Origin of the sequence: Actinoalloteichus fjordicus (assembly GCF_001941625.1) — a bacterium.
Taxonomy (GTDB): domain Bacteria; phylum Actinomycetota; class Actinomycetes; order Mycobacteriales; family Pseudonocardiaceae; genus Actinoalloteichus_A; species Actinoalloteichus_A fjordicus.
The window spans coordinates 6,503,140-6,518,557 of record NZ_CP016076.1 but is presented as its reverse complement, the minus strand read 5'-3'; the positions used below and the strand labels follow the sequence as shown (position 1 = coordinate 6,518,557).

At 70.9% G+C, this 15,418-nt stretch carries 9 protein-coding genes; 7 read left to right on the top strand and 2 right to left on the bottom strand.

What is annotated here, in order from left to right; all coding sequences use genetic code 11:
* The first annotated feature begins 130 nt into the window (after nucleotides 1-130).
* The 6 genes from purN to UA74_RS27820 all read left to right on the top strand — a co-directional run bounded on the left by purN (nucleotide 131) and on the right by UA74_RS27820 (nucleotide 10,369).
* Nucleotides 131-736: a phosphoribosylglycinamide formyltransferase gene (purN, locus tag UA74_RS27840; protein ID WP_083683713.1), complete on the top strand. Its 606-nt coding sequence runs from the start codon at nucleotides 131-133 to the stop codon at nucleotides 734-736.
* Nucleotides 733-2,352: a bifunctional phosphoribosylaminoimidazolecarboxamide formyltransferase/IMP cyclohydrolase gene (gene purH / locus UA74_RS27835; protein ID WP_232237513.1), complete on the top strand. Its 1,620-nt coding sequence runs from the start codon at nucleotides 733-735 to the stop codon at nucleotides 2,350-2,352. Before purN ends, purH begins: the two co-directional genes overlap by 4 nt.
* A 507-nt stretch (nucleotides 2,353-2,859) precedes the next feature.
* Nucleotides 2,860-3,024 carry a hypothetical protein gene (locus UA74_RS32510; protein ID WP_157434475.1) on the top strand — a complete coding sequence of 55 codons (165 nt, stop codon included), beginning with the start codon at nucleotides 2,860-2,862 and terminating at the stop codon, nucleotides 3,022-3,024.
* A 688-nt stretch (nucleotides 3,025-3,712) separates the two neighbouring features.
* Nucleotides 3,713-4,426, top strand: a complete 714-nt coding sequence (locus tag UA74_RS27830) for a hypothetical protein (RefSeq protein WP_075742841.1) — start codon at nucleotides 3,713-3,715, stop codon at nucleotides 4,424-4,426.
* 427 nt (nucleotides 4,427-4,853) lie between these two features.
* Entirely contained in the window at nucleotides 4,854-6,791 is a 1,938-nt protein-coding gene (locus tag UA74_RS27825; RefSeq protein WP_232237512.1) for a DNA polymerase Y family protein, read from the top strand.
* 2 nt (nucleotides 6,792-6,793) lie between these two features.
* Nucleotides 6,794-10,369, top strand: coding sequence for an error-prone DNA polymerase (locus tag UA74_RS27820; RefSeq protein WP_075742839.1), 3,576 nt, complete (start codon nucleotides 6,794-6,796; stop codon nucleotides 10,367-10,369).
* Here the strand turns inward: UA74_RS27820 and UA74_RS27815 are convergent.
* A complete protein-coding gene (locus tag UA74_RS27815) occupies nucleotides 10,362-10,574 on the bottom strand; it encodes a hypothetical protein (RefSeq protein ID WP_157434474.1) in 213 nt (70 codons plus the stop codon). The two genes, UA74_RS27820 and UA74_RS27815, sit on opposite strands and share 8 nt — an antisense overlap.
* Before the next feature lie 117 nt (nucleotides 10,575-10,691).
* Here UA74_RS27815 and UA74_RS27810 point away from each other — a divergent pair, with 117 nt between their 5' ends.
* Nucleotides 10,692-11,294 carry a pentapeptide repeat-containing protein gene (locus tag UA74_RS27810; RefSeq protein ID WP_075744315.1) on the top strand — a complete coding sequence of 201 codons (603 nt, stop codon included), beginning with the start codon at nucleotides 10,692-10,694 and terminating at the stop codon, nucleotides 11,292-11,294.
* A 46-nt stretch (nucleotides 11,295-11,340) separates the two neighbouring features.
* Here UA74_RS27810 and UA74_RS27805 read toward each other — a convergent pair whose 3' ends face one another.
* Nucleotides 11,341-15,393, bottom strand: coding sequence for a glycohydrolase toxin TNT-related protein (locus UA74_RS27805; protein WP_157442337.1), 4,053 nt, complete (start codon nucleotides 15,391-15,393; stop codon nucleotides 11,341-11,343).
* Between the last annotated feature and the right edge of the window lie 25 nt (nucleotides 15,394-15,418).

The following is a 15,418-nucleotide window of genomic DNA, read 5'->3' as shown; positions in this document are numbered from 1 at the left end:
CGCCCTGGCCGCAGTGATCGAACCGGCGCGACCTAGGCTTGGGCCCACTCCTCCCCGGTTTCGTCAGGAGATCACGCTGAGCGCTTCACCCCCGGATGCAGGGCCCGTCTCCTCCCGGCTTCGACTTCCCGTGCCCGCCCGCGTCGTCACGTTGCTCTCGGGCGCCGGAACGCTCGCGCAGGCACTGTTGGACGCCGCATCGGCTCCCGACTTTCCCGCCGAGGTGGTCGCGGTGGGCTCAGATCGCCCTGGCGCCGCCGGGCTGGCGCGTGCCGAGCAGGCAGGCCTGCCGACGTTCGCCGTGCGGCTCGCCGATCACTCCGATCGGGCGAGCTGGAATCGGGCATTGGCGGACGCCGTCGCGGCACACCGGCCCGACCTGGTGGTCTCCGCCGGATTCATGAAGATTCTCGGCCCCGAGTTCCTGGCGCGGTTCGACGGTCGTGTGGTGAACACGCACCCGGCCCTGCTGCCTGCCTTCCCCGGAGCCCACGCGGTGGCCGAGGCCATCCGCTACGGCGTGCGGGTCACCGGCTCCACCGTGCATCTGGTGGACGCCGGAGTGGACACCGGGCCGATCCTCCAGCAGGAGGCGGTTTCGGTGCTGGCCTCGGACACCGAGCAGACCTTGCACGAACGAATCAAGACGGTGGAACGCCGGCTGCTCGTGGACGTGGTGGCCCGGCTCGCCCGTGAGGGCTGCACCGTGATCGGACGAAAGGTGACAATCCCGTGACCGACCCCGTGATCGACGGTTCGGACCAGACCGACCAGGACGGCGCCGCCCGTCGCCCGGTGCGACGCGCGTTGATCGCCGTGTCGGACAAGCAGGGCCTGATCGAGTTCGCGAGGGGCCTGCACGCTGCGGGAGTGGAGATCGTCTCCACCGGCGGAACCGCCGCGCGGATCGCCGAGGCGGACATCCCGGTCACGCCGGTCGAGAAGGTGACCGGGTTCCCCGAGTGTCTCGACGGCAGGGTCAAGACGCTGCACCCCGGCGTCCACGCGGGTCTGCTGGCGGATCTGCGCCGCGCGGAGCACGCCGAACAGCTCCGGAGCCTGGACATCGCACCCTTCGATCTGCTGGTGGTGAACCTCTACCCGTTCACCCAGACGGTCGCCTCCGGCGCGGCGCCGGAGGACTGCGTCGAGCAGATCGACATCGGCGGTCCGGCGATGGTGCGGGCGGCGGCGAAGAACCACGCCAACCTCGCCGTCGTCGTGCAGCCCGCCCGGTACGAGTCGGTGCTGGCCACTGTCTCGGCAGGCGGGTTCACCCTGGCCGAGCGGCAGGGACTGGCCGTCGATGCGTTCCGGCACACCGCCTCCTACGACATGGCCGTGGCCTCCTGGATGGGGGAGACGCTGGCTCCGGACGCGGCGGAGGCAGGCTTCGCGAGCTGGCTCTGCCGGAGCTGGGAGCGGGACCGAGTGCTGCGGTACGGGGAGAATCCGCACCAGCAGGCCGCCCTCTACCGGAGCGGCGACTCGGCCGCGACCGGGCTGGCAGGTGCCACGCAGCTGCACGGCAAGGGCATGTCTTACAACAACTACGTGGACGCCGACGCGGCCTGGCGATCGGCCCACGACCATGAGCTGCCCTGCGTTGCCGTGATCAAGCACGCCAATCCCTGCGGCATCGCGGTCTCGGCGCTCACCGGCGACGACGCCATCGCGGACGCGCACCGTCGTGCCCACGCCTGCGACCCGGTCAGCGCCTTCGGCGGGGTGATCGCGGCGAACCGGCCGGTCACCGTGGAGATGGCCGAGCAGGTGTCGGACATCTTCACCGAGGTGATCATCGCCCCCGCATTCGCCGACGGGGCGGTCGACGTACTGACCAGGAAGAAGAACATCCGCATCCTCGTCGCCGAGCCACCGGTGCGCGGCGGTGCCGAGCTGCGGGCGATCTCCGGCGGCCTGCTGGTGCAGACGGCCGATGCGATCGACGCCGAGGGCGACGACCCGGCGAACTGGACTCGGATGGGTGCCGAGGTCGACGAGCAGACGCTCGCCGATCTGGCCTTCGCCTGGCGGGCCTGTCGCGCGGTGAAGTCGAACGCGATCCTGTTGGCCGACGGCGGGGCGACCGTCGGAGCGGGCATGGGCCAGGTCAACCGGGTGGACGCCGCGCGGCTGGCGGTCGCCAGGGCGGGCGACCGGGCGAAGGGCTCGGTGGCCGCGTCCGACGCGTTCTTCCCCTTCCCCGACGGCCTTCAGGTGCTGTTGGACGCGGGCGTGCGGGCCGTGGTGCAGCCCGGCGGCTCGGTGCGCGATGCCGAGGTGCTGGCCGCTGCCGAGGCGGCAGGCGTCACGGTGTTCCTCACCGGCACCCGGCACTTCGCACACTGAGTTCGGATCGCTGAGTCGCCCTTCGTCGGAACACGACGCGGGGCGGCTCGCGTGGCAGGGCCGCCTGCGCACCGTGAACGCGGCGGAACGTGCGCTTCACGAGCGAACGGCGCTCGCCTGCGCGGCGGCGTGGGCCGCCCGGGGGTGGCGGGTCGGCTGTCGTCCTGGACGGAAGCGGATCTGGCCTTGGTGCCTGCCGCCGAGCCTGCGCTCGGTCTTCTGTCAACCGTGTCCGGAGTGACGTCGACGAACGCGTTCGCGGTGGGCGAGTTTCTCACCAGACCGGCCTGGGATGGCATCCGTCCTGCGGTGATCGTCGCGATCACCGCAGGACGGGCTGGTGGACGGGACCCTGGCCGCTGCGGGCCTCGTTCGCGGTGCCGACCGGTTCCGGGCCTTGCGAGGACTCGATGCCGACCTCGGGGCAGGCACGGTTGCTGCTGACCCGAGGCTGCTGATGCTGCTGCTGCCGATGCCGGGGCTGTTGGTGCCGTCGGGGTCGTCGACGTGGCCGAGGTCAGTGCCGACGTCGCAGGCTTCCTTCTGGTGTTGACGGCAGGCTACGAGGTCGGTGGTCCGGTCGCGGAGTTCATCGGGGCCGAGCATCGACTTCCCGGCAGGCGGCGATTCCTGATGTCGGAGCAGGGGACTCCGATCGGGCGGCGGCCATGACGGTGCACGGTGACATCGCCGTGCACCGGCGGTGCGTCGACGCTGCTCACGCAGCGGGGGCGCACAGCAGCGACTCCGCAGGCACCGGCCGGCGCAGACTGCCGAGACGGGCTGCACCGCAGCGGTCGCCACGGCCGTTCCCGGTTCGAAGAGCGCGACCAGTCTCTGCCGTGCCGGTCACCGGCTCCACGTACGTCCGACCTGGCGTCGGCTGTGAATTCGCCGGGCTCCTGACGCCGACTCCGGAGTGGGGCACGTTCGACCTCACACCGGTTCGCAGCTGGACTGCCACCGGCACCTGGGCGTGTCCTCCTCGCGGACCTGTCTCGCGGGAGCCACAGGGGATGCCGCAGCGGCGGCGAGCGGTCGTGCCGCCGAAGTCGCCGATGCCGTGCCGGTGACTTCCGCGTACGTCTTCGCGGATTCCGCGCGCCCGCGCCCGAGACCACGATCTCAGGCGGCAGGTCGGGCGATCCTCGCCGATCAGGCCGGGTGATGAGGGCGGTTCTCGCCTGCGGACAGGCCTGCCCTGCCGGTCCCTTCTGGACTTCACCCGGTCGTGGTGTCCCCCACCCTTGACGGGCTCTTCGGCGGCGGCTTTACTGGGTCATGTCGGTCGAACAAGTGTTCGATCAGTGGTGCGGCCGGTGTCGGGGGCCTGCCGCATCGCAGGGAGAAAGGGGAGCCGGTGTCCCGGGCTGCGGTCACCACGTTGGCAGCGTTGGACGGGGTGGTCACGGCGTCGGGGATGGCCGTGGGCACAGCGGACTTCGCAGCTCGACAGGTGTTGCCGGTCCGGGAGCAACTGGGTGCGCTACTCCCCTGGGGCGGTCTTCGTCGGGGCAGCACGGTGGCGGTGCGCGGGTCCACCATGCTGCTCTTCGCGTTGATCGCCGAGGCCACCGCCGCCGGTTCCTGGGCAGCAGTGGTGGGGATGACCGGGTTGGGCGTGCTCGCCGCCGCCGAGGCAGGCGTTGCGGTGGAGCGTCTCGTCCTGGTGCCCCATCCAGGTAGGGACCCGGCGGCGGTGGTCGCCTCGTTGATCGACGGCGTCGATCTGATCGTCGTCGCGGAGACACCGGGGCTGCGATCGGCCGAGGCCAGGAGTCTGTCGGCCAGGGCCAGACAGCGTGGTGCGGTGCTGCTCCCGGTGGGTCGGCTCGACGACTGGCCCGCGCCAGACCTGGACGTGAGCTGCGTCGAGCAGGTCTGGCGCGGACCGGGAACGGGCGAGGGTCGAGTGCGTGACTGTCAGGCCACGGTGCGGGTGGTCGGGCGGGGCGCCGCCGCACGGCCGAGGTCGGCGCGGCTGTCTCTCATCGAGGACGCAGGCCGGTCAGTCGGGCCTGCGAGTCGGGGCGAACGAACCGTCGGGCGGTCCCCGGCGACGAGCGTGGGCTGAGGCGGTTCTGCCTCGCGTGGCGACGGCCACGTAGGCGCAGGGCCTTCCTCGGCAGGGCTCTCGTCTGTCGGGCGGGCGAGTCCGCGACAACGGAGATCCTGCGGCCGCAGGCTCGCCGACCGGCCCAGCACGCGATACGCGACGGCACGCGGCCGAACTGAGCCGCATCACCACGCGAGTGGCGATGCGGCAGTCGGCAGGCGACGAATCCGCCTGTCGCCATGAAACCGACGTGATCACCTCGGGCGGCCGCGCGCCGGCCCGTGCCCGGCGCGATCACGTCGGATCGCCACGCCTGCGGGCCTGGGGACAGCCGACGAGACGCCTGCTCGGTCTGCGGGCCCGCCTGCGTTCTCGACACGAATGCAAGACACCCGCCACAACGGGGTCAGGAAGCGACCCACGACACCGGAATGAGGAGGACGTCATGACGGATTTCCCCGAGCCCCCCGCGATGGTCATGCCGTCCCAGCCTCAACCGCAGTCTCAAGCCCAGCCCCAAGCTCAGTCCCAGTCCCAGTCCCAGCCCCGGTCTTCGTCCGAACCTCGGCCTACGGCAGGGCCCCCGGCCTCGCCGGGGCCGCCATCCGAGGCCGGTCCTGTCATCGGGCAGGCGACCGAGTCGCCTGCGGAGCCGGAGCCGGAGCCGGAGCCGTTCGCCGGGACACCGCTGCGCCTGCTCGTCCTCTGGTGTCCGGACTGGCCGGTGGTGGCGGCCTGTGCCGATGCCCGGCTGCCGCCGGAGACTCCTGCGGCGGTGCTCGCCGCCAACCGAGTTCTCGCCTGTTCGACGGCGGCCCGCGCCGACGGCGTGCGGCGGGGAGCACGGAAGCGTGATGCCCAGTCGCGTTGCCCGGATCTCGTCGTCCTGCCTGCCGACGAGGCACGGGACGCCCGACTGTTCGAGCCGGTCGCCTCGGCGGTGGAGGAACTGGTCGTCTCGGTGGAGATCGTGCGGCCGGGGGTGATCGCGATACCCGTCGCGCGGTCCGCAGGCTACTTCGGCGGCGAGGAGTCGCTCGCCGAACAGCTCGTCGACGTCGTCGCGGCTCGGGCGGGCGTGGAATGCCAGGTCGGGGTGGCCGACGGGCTGTTCGCCGCCACATTGGCCGCCCGCCGGGGGCTGCTGATCCCGCCGGGTGACACTCCCGCCTTTCTGGCGCCGTTGCCCGCAGGAGAGTTGATCGACCCGGCCGATCGACGCGAGGAACGAGAGCGGCTGGTCGATCTGCTGCGCCGACTCGGTCTTCGCACGCTGGGAGACTTCGCCGAGCTGGCCGCCGCCGACGTGGCCTCCCGGTTCGGTGTGGACGCGATCCTCGCGCATCGACTGGCCAGGGGAATGGAGGAACGCCCGCCTGCCCTACGTCGGACCCCCGTCGACTCCTCGGTCACCCAGGAGTTCGATCCCCCGGTGGAGCGGGTCGACGCGGCCGCCTTCGCCGCGCGGGCGCTGGCCGAACGGCTGTACGCGGACCTCGTCGAACGCGGCCTGGCCTGTACCCGGCTCGGCATCGTCGCTTGTACCGAGCACGGCGAGGAGCTCACCAGACTCTGGCGTTGTGCCGAGCCGCTCACCTCGGCAGGCATCGCCGACCGGGTCCGTTGGCAGCTCGACGGCTGGCTGCGTCGTACGGGCAGTCGCGGCGGCGACGGCGATCCCGACGGCGAAACTCTCGGCACTCGCACCGCCCCGCGCGACACCGTCGAGGAGGACGGGCCGACCGCCGGACTGGTCATGCTGCGGCTGGAGCCTGCGGAACTGGTCGGTGCGGGCCGCCTGCAACTCGACCTGTTCAGCGCCGGAGATCGGGCGGGCACGGCGGCCGACCGGGCAGGCCGGGCGCTGGTCAGAGTGCAGGGCCTGCTCGGTCCCGACTCGGTGTTGACTCCGGTGCTCGGCGGCGGCCGAGGGCCTCGGGAGCAGGTGCGGCTGGTGCCCTGGGGCGACGAGCTCACTCCCGGACTCGACCCGAACCAGCCGTGGCCGGGCAGGCTTCCTGCGCCTTCGCCGTCGCTGCTGCCCGATCCGCCGACGCCGGTCCGGCTGCTCGACGCGGCGGGCGGGTCGGTCGGCGTCACCGGTCGCTATGTCCTGACCGCGCCGCCGAATCGGCTGATCGTCGGAACCGATCCGGCATTGGAGGTGCTGGCCTGGGCGGGGCCGTGGCCGGTGGAGGAGCGATGGTGGACGACGGCCTTCGCCGACGTCTCCATGCCCGCGAGTCTCGGCCGTCCCGAAGCAGCCGCTCGCCGGGTCGCCCGGCTTCAGGTGATCACTGCGGCGGGCCGGGGCGACACGGGCAGCGGCGCCTATCTGCTGGCCAGGGAACGTGGCGGCTGGTTCATCGAGGGGAGGTACTGACCATGGCCTGGCACAATCCGCCGGTTCCCTGGCCGGAACTGGAACGCAGACTCACCGGTGACGCGCGTCCGGCGGCAACTGAGGAGGAGCCGCCCGCCTGGAGCAGGCGACGGAGACGGACTCGCGACAGTCTGCTGACCTCGGTCATCGACGAGCACCGCGATTCCCGAGCCGCCACGCCGGACTCTGCCGAACCGACCGAGCCTGCTGCGCCCGCCGTGGTGCCCTATGCGGAACTGCACTGTCACTCCAATTTCAGCTTCCTCGACGGCGCCGCCCATCCGGAGGAGCTGGTGGCGGAGGCCGCCAGGCTCGGTGTGCGCGTGCTGGCGCTCACCGACCACGACGGCATGTACGGCGTGGTGCGCTTCGCCGAGGCAGCTGCGGAGCACGGCGTGCGGACGGTCTTCGGCGCCGAGTTGAGCCTGGGGCTCACCGGACCGCAGAACGGGGCGGCCGACCCGGAGGGCACCCATCTGCTGGTGCTGGCCCGCGATCCGGCCGGCTATCACCGGTTGTGCCGGGCGATCAGCGAGGCTCAGCTGGCGGGCGGCGAGAAGGGACGGCCCGTCTACCGGTTGGAGCGACTGGCGGAACATGCGGACGGTCACTGGGTGGTGCTGACCGGCTGCCGTAAGGGGGCGGTGCGGACGGCACTGGCCGAGAGCGGATCGGAGCGGGCGGCGGAGGAGCTCGAGCGTCTGATCGGTCTGTTCGGCGCGACGAACGTGGTGGTGGAACTCGTCGATCACGGTCTGCCCGCCGACAGCGAGATCAACGACGCCCTCGCCGTACTGGCCGAGCGGTTCGGTCTGACGGTGGTGGCGACCAACGCGGTGCACTACTCGATGCCCTCCCGACATCGACTCGCCACGGCGGTCGCCTCGGTGCGGGCTCGCCGCAGCCTGGACGAGATGGACGGCATGCTGCCCGCCTCGGGGGCCGCACACCTGCGTTCCGGCGGCGAGATGGCGGCCAGGTTCGCCAGATATCCGACGGCAGTGGCGGCTGCGGCCCGACTGGGCGAGGAGTGCGCCTTCGACCTGCGGCTGGTCGCGCCGGAACTGCCGCCCTTCGACGTTCCCGACGGGCACACCGAGTCGAGCTACCTGCGTGAGCTGGCCGTGCGGGGTGCGGAAGCCAGGCACAGCACGGAGAATCTGCCCGCCGCGCTGCGCCAGATCGAGCACGAGCTGAAGGTGATCAACGAGCTCGGCTTTCCCGGCTACTTCCTGGTGGTCCACGACATCGTCCAGTTCTGCCTGCGAGAGGACATCCTCTGCCAGGGGCGGGGCTCGGCGGCGAACTCGGCGGTGTGCTTCGCCCTCGGCGTGACCAACGTCGACGCCGTCCGGTTCGGGCTGCTGTTCGAGCGATTCCTGGCGCCGGAGCGAGACGGGCCGCCCGATATCGACCTCGACATCGAGTCGGATCGTCGAGAAGAGGTGATCCAGTACGTCTACCGGCGATACGGACGCGATCATTCGGCGCAGGTGGCCAATGTCATCACTTATCGGTCCCGATCCGCCGTGCGCGACGTCGCCAGGGCACTGGGATTCTCACCGGGACAGCAGGACGCCTGGAGCAGCCAGATCGAACGATGGGGGCCGTTGAACGGCACCACCGACGACACCGACATCCCCGGCCCGGTACTGGAGCTGGCGGCCCAGCTGGAGGGTTTTCCCCGCCACCTGGGCATCCACTCCGGTGGAATGGTGATCTGTGATCGGCCGGTCAGCGAGATCTGCCCGGTGGAGTGGGGCCGGATGCCGGGTCGGTCGGTGCTGCAGTGGGACAAGGACGACTGCGCCTCGATCAACCTGGTCAAGTTCGACCTGCTGGGGCTCGGCATGTTGTCCGCACTGCACTACATGATCGACCTGGTCGCCGAGCATCACGGGGTCACCGTGGATCTCGGCGGCCTGGACCTGACGGACGACCGGGTCTACGAGATGGTGCGTCGGGCCGACACGGTCGGCGTGTTCCAGGTCGAGAGTCGCGCGCAGATGTCGACCTCGCCCCGGCTGCGACCTCGGGAGTTCTACGACCTGGTCGTCCAGGTCGCCCTGATCAGACCGGGGCCGATCCAGGGCGGGTCGGTGCATCCGTACATCCGGCGGCGAAACGGGCTGGAGGAGTGGGATTACGAGCATCCTCGGCTGAAACCCGCGCTACAGCGCACGCTGGGCGTGCCGCTGTTCCAAGAGCAGATGATGCAGCTTGCAGTGGATGTGGCGGACTTCTCCGCTTCGGAGGCCGACGAGCTGCGTCGGGCCATGAGCTCCAAACGGTCGAGCAGGCGGATGGAGCGGTTGCGCCAGCGGCTCTTCGACGGGATGCAGGCGAACGGGATCACCGGTGAGCTGGCCGAGCAGATCTATCGCAGGCTGTTGGCCTTCGCGGACTTCGGCTTCCCGGAGAGCCATGCGTTGAGCTTCGCGCTGTTGGTCTTCGCCAGTGCCTGGTTCAAGTCGTACTACCCGGCCGCCTTCTGTGCCGCGTTGCTGCGCGCGCAGCCGATGGGCTTCTACTCGCCGCAGTCGTTGATCGCCGATGCGCGGCGGCACGGCGTTCGGGTGCTGCGGCCCGACATCAACGCGAGCCTGCCGCATGCCACCTTGGAACAGGCGCAGGCCGCCTCCGCCTCCGCCTCCGCCTCCGCAGAGCCTGCCTGCCAAGCAGGCCCTGTCGGCTCTGCCGGCTCTGTCGGCCGAGCCGACTCCGTGGGTCGAGCCGATTCCGCAGGCCCAGCCGACCCGGTGCACCCTGCCGCCGCCATGGGCTCGGCCGACCCTGTCGGGTCTGCCACACTCGCCGGGTCCGCCACCGAGACCGCCGCCGACTGCGCTGCTGCCGAGCCCGAGCCCGCCGCCATGCCGTCGGTGCGGCTCGGGCTCGGTGAGGTCCGCACCATCGGTGCAGATCTCGCCGAGGCGATCTGCGCGGACCGAACCGTGAACGGGCCCTACCTCGACATGGCCGATCTGGCCCGTCGACAGCGGCTCACCGTCGCGCAGCTGGAGGCACTGGCCACCGCAGGTGCCTTCGAGTGCTTCGGCATGAGCAGACGGGCGGCGTTGTGGACGGCGGGCGCGGCTGCGGGCGAGGCGGCGGACAGGCTGCCCGGACTCTCCACCGCAGGGCAGCCGCCGATGCTGCCGGGCATGGACGCGGTCGAGACGGCCGCCGCCGACGTCTGGGCCACCGGGGTCTCACCGGACAGCTACCCGACTGAGTTCGTCCGGGATCGGCTGACCCGGCTGGGTGCGTTGCCCACGGCAGCGCTCAAGACCGTCGAGTCCGGGCGGCGAGTGCTGATCGGTGGTGCGGTGACTCACCGACAACGACCCTCCACCGCAGGCGGGGTGACGTTTCTCAACATCGAGGATGAGACCGGCATGGTCAATGTGGTCTGCACCCCGACCCTGTGGGCACGATATCGACGGGTGGCACGGAACAGCCCGGCGTTGCTGGTGCGGGGGATCGTGGAGCGGAACGGCACGGTGGTGACCCTCCAGGCCGACCGCGTGACCCACCTGCCGATGCGGATCTCCGGGCGGTCACGTGACTTCAGATGACGCCGATCCGACCGGCTCGCCGCAGCGCCGTCCTGCTATCGGCGGTCGGCGATGCCCCCCTGCTGACCTGCTGACCCGCTGACCCGCCGCCGACGGACATGAAGAAGTCCGCCCCCACGAACGGGGACCGATGGGCGAGCAGGCCGCCGTTCAGCCGCTGCCGCCCGGCGAGGGTGCAGTACTCGGTGTGGACGGTGGCGAGCATCGTCATATCGCGGGGCGACGCTGGGGCGCAGCAGCGGTTCCGCTGACAACCGAGGCCCGGCGGTGCTGGCAATGACAGGGCGCCTGTCAAGCCGGCGTGGCCGGCTAGGGTGCTGTGGTGGACACCCAGGAAGAGACGGTCGGCGAGGATTTCAGCGACGCGGTGCTGGCCCGTGCCGACTGGCGGGGGCGGAGCCTGCACGGCTGCGACTTCACCGATGCCGATCTTGCAGGCATGCAGACGCACAACGTCACGTTCACCGACTGCGACTTCACCGGGGCAGACCTCAGCGGTTCCCGGCACACCGCCACCGCGTTTCGAAACTGCACTTTCGACCGCACCGTGCTCCTGGGTGCGGTCATCGACGGCTGCACCTTGATCGGCTCGCGGTTCCGCCAGAGCAGGCTGCGGCCGTTGACCCTTCGGGAGACCGACCTCACCCTCGTGGCGTTGCCCGCAGCCGATCTGCGTGGACTCGACCTCTCCGGGCTGCGGCTGCGTGAGGCCGACCTGTTCGAAGCCGATCTGCGCCGGGCCGATCTGCGCGACGCCGATCTCACCGGGGCACGGCTGACCGACGCGAACCTGGAAGAGGCCGATCTACGGGGTGCCCGCATCGACGCCAAGTCGTTCCGCCAGGTCAAGCTGTGGGGTGCGCGGGCGGATCTGCCGGTGGCGATGGCCTTCTCCGCGGCGCACGGGCTCGTCATCGACGAGTAGCCTCCGACGATCCTCGGGGACCACCCGGCCCCCGAGGATCTCGCCGTCACTCCACGCCGGGCGGCTCCACATCGGTCATCTCCGCCAAGGCGCCGTCTTCGATCAGGTCCGTGATCGACCGGGGCAGGACGTAGGAGACACCGCCACCGGGCTGTTCGAACCACGGCACCGCGATGCCGGTGAGCACCTGTAGCGGCCGCAGCAGCCGGTACGTGTGGTAGCCGCGCTTGATCCACTGCGGTGGCAGCGAACGCCTGCTGTACGGCGTCCCCGCCGCGTAGGTCACGTTGCCGCTCGGCTCGCCGAAACGGTCGACCTCGGTTCCCGCCTGCAGCATCAGCAGCCTGCGCTCACGGAAGAGGGTGAGCGGCGGTTCGCCGGGCAGCGGCCGGACCATGCTCTGCTGCTCCGCCGCCTGCTGAGGACGGGCCGCCGCCTGCGGCGCGGGCTGGCTGCCGCCTGCCTGTCGCCGAGGCGAGGTGCCGAGGTCGGCCCCCAGCTCGTAGTCGTCCGAGGCACCGCCATGGTCGGCGGCGGCTGCGCGCCTGCCGCCCTGCCTCGGCTCGTACTCCTCGGTCGCCCTCGGCTCGAAGCCGCCTGCCTGTCTCGTGTCGTAGTCGCCGACGCCGCGTCGGCCGGTCGGCCTCGCCGGGAGGTCCGCCTCCGGCAGGGGGACGTTGCCGGGGCGGGCGCCCGCGTCCCGATCGTCCTGGTACTGGTCGTCGTCCTGGTACTGGTCGTCGTGCTGCCGATCGCCTCGGTACGACCCGTTGCGATACCCGTCCTGGTCGAACCGTTGATCGCGCACGTCCTGAGCCGCAGTGCCGTCGGAGTCGACCGCGCCGTCGTGGTAGCCCTCGCCCGCATAGGAGTCGTGCTCGTAGCCGTCGCGCTCATAACCGCCCGACTGGTACTGGGGGTCCTGGTACGTCTCCGGCTGATACGGCTCGTTCTGATAGGTCTCCGGCTGATAGGGCTCCTGCCGGCCCGGACCCCGCTGAGCCGGTCGGTCGTCGTCGAGTTCGGCGTCGATCTCGACCGCGTTCATCTGCCTGGTGTCGTAGCCGCGATCGACGGAGTCCTGCGCTCCCGCGTAGTCCGCTCCTGCCTGCTGGGCGTAGTCGGCGGCCCCTTGCCGGGCGTACTCGACGTCTGGCCTGCGATGGTCGATCACGGCCGATTGTGTGAACTCGCCCGCAGGCCTGCGGGCGTACTCGGGCTCGTCCTGCCGTGCGTAATCGGCGTCCGGCTGCTGCCCCGTGTCGTAGCCGTCGTCGGCTCCGACGGCGTATTCGGCGGGCTGCCGGGCGTAGTCCGCCTCGTCCTGCCTGGCGTACGCATCCTGCCGGTCGTATTCGGGTTCGTCCCGGTAGGACGAGCGCCTCGTCTCGGCGGGCTGCTGCTCGTAGGACTCATGGTCGGCAGGCTGCTCGGCTGCGCGGCGGCGGCCGCCCGGCTTGCTCGGCACGCGAGCCTGCTCCGGCTCGTATCCGGTGGACCGTGCCTGATATCCGACGGCCGCAGGCTCTTCATAGCCTGCTGCCTGCGGCTCGTCGTATGCCGTGTCGGCAGCGGAGTCGATCGAAGGATCTGCCTCCGGGGACTCGTACCCGGCGGTCTGTGCCGGGTAGGTGCTGCTCGTCGGCTCATCGGCGTAGGGACGGGACGGCGGGAGGACCAGCCCCCCGTTGCGGAAGAGGTCGGCGACCTCCTCCTCGTCCATCGCCCTCGGCGGTCGGATGACCGGTGCCTCGCTGACCGGCTCGTGGTCTCGATAGTCGGGCAGCGCCTCGGACTGCTCGACGTGCGAGGCGTCGTCGACGCCGTGTTCGGCGTAATCCGGCTCTGGGTAACCCGGCTCCGCGTAGCCCGGTTCGGTGTAGTCCGGTTCGGTGTAGTCCGGTTCGGCGAAGGACTGCCTGCCGCGCGGCCGTTCGACCACCTCCGCCTCCGGTGCGGGCGAGTACGCCGCCTCGGACGGGTGCATCATCAACAGCGCACCCAACAGGTAGGCACAGGCCTGGTTGGACTGATCGAAGCTGATCTCGTCGTAGCGCTCGCCGTGCTCCGACCAGAAGACCGACCAGTTCCGGCCCTCCCGCAGCAGACACCAGACGTCGTCCTCGGTGCCGCCGATGCGATAGGCGGAGTCGTCGACGCCGAGATCGGCCAGGCGTTCGCGGAGCTGATCCAGACTCGCCTGGTCCACCTCCTCGGTCGCCTCGGCGACGTCGTCGCTGCCGAGGTGGTCGCTGCCGAGGTGGTCGTCGGCCTGATAGTCGGGGTACCGACCGCCCACGACATCACGATCGGCACGGCCGTCGACTGCGGCGGCTCCGCCCCGGCCGTCGGTGAGGTCCCGGTCGTCGGAGTAGCCCCGGTCGTCCGGGTAGCCCTGGTCGTCCGGGTAGCCCTGGTCGTCGGAATAGCCCTGGTCGTGAGCGTCCCGACCGTGGTGGAGTTCCCGACCGTCGCGCGGGTCTCGCGCACTGCGGACGTCGTCCACCTCATGGACCCCGCCCGCGTCGCCGCCGAGCGCCACGCCGTCGAAGTGGCTCTCCTCGGCCTGTTCCTCGCGATAACCGGGCTGCTCGCGGTAGCCCTCGTCGTAATAGCCGTCGGGGTATTCCGGCCGGTCGTCGATGCCCGCCGGGTCCTCATGCCCGATCTCCTGCGACGTCTGCGACGACTGGCGGCCGGGCCTGCCCTGTCTCGCGGGCGATTCGACATCGGCCTGCGCCTGCGGTGCCTGGTGCGGCTCGTCGTCGATGTCGATCGCGGCCGGGAGGATGCCCGTCACGTCGCTGGCAAGCGAGTCGTAGGGGTCCTCGTCGTCCTGGTTCTGCACTGCCTGCGTCCGGGCCGACCGATCGTTCTGCCGCTCGTCGCGCGGATCGGGGAGCACCTGGTACAGCAGTTCCGTCGCGGCGTCCCGGGTCTCCTGGTGGACGCTGGGCAGCCGGAACTCCTGGGCTCTGATGTGTTCCACCAGTTCCGGAATCGGCGGAACGCCGTGCCTGGCCAGGTGGTATCCCACGGCGGCGGGCCAGATCCAGAATCCGTCCGTGTGCCAGCTGATCGGCACCGAAGGACGGCCCTCGCCCGCGAACGGATCGGGAGCGAGGCCCTGGGAGGACAGCACGACGGGCGCGGTCCGCAGGTAGCCCACGAGCTGTTCGCGTTCGGCCGGGTCGACCGGCGGCCGGTTGATCAGCGGCCTGCCGTCCTCCCGCGTGCCGTCGAAGACCCTGGCGAGCTGGAAGTCGGGTGCGGCGGGCTGATCGACGTCGTCATCGTCGGCGTATTCGTAGTCGTTCTCGCCCAGGTAGGACTCGGCCTGCTGCGGGAAGTCGCCGTCGGAGTCGCCGAAGCCCTGCGCCGAGTACTGCTGGGTGGGGAAGGACTCCTGGCCAGTGCCGTCGAAGCGATTCGGTCGGAAGTCCGCGCCCTCGCCGGACGTCGCCTCGAAGCTCGCCCCGTTCGTGCCTGCGCCGCCGTGGCCGGGGGCGGGACCGTCGGCGGGCACCTCCGGCAGGTAGTCCGTGTGCGCCTCGTCGTCGTGTCCCTGCCGCCGGATCGAGGGGTCGGGTCGAGACGGCGCGGCGAACTGGTCCTCCGGGTAGTTCCCCTCGGCCCGGTCGAAGTCGGCGGGCTGCGGCCTCTCCGGCCTGCCCAGCCCGCGCCAGAACCAGGGCGGGATGCGCGCCTCCGGCCGGGGGTACCGGTTCAGCTCCTCCTCGAAGGCCTCCGGCGGGAGCGGCGGCTCCCACGGCACCTTCTTGTCGAGGTTGACGTCGATCCGGTAGTTCGACGGACGCTCCACCACGTACAGCGCCGAGAGCCAGGTGCCCTTCTCGGGGTCGTACATGTTCTGGCGCAGTCGCTCGAAGAGCGGCCCACAGTCGGCGGGGGGCTCCCACGAGGACGACGAGCCGTCCTCGCTGATCACCTTGCCCACCGAGTCGGTGAAGCCGCCCATGGCTCGGTACTCCACACGGATCTGCTGCCACCCTGGCGGTGCGGCCTGCAGCAACGCCATGCCGATGTCACGAGCGAGTACTGCCTGATCTTCCGGACTGTTCGCCGTCGGACGGGACATGACCACATCCTCTCTGACGGACGTT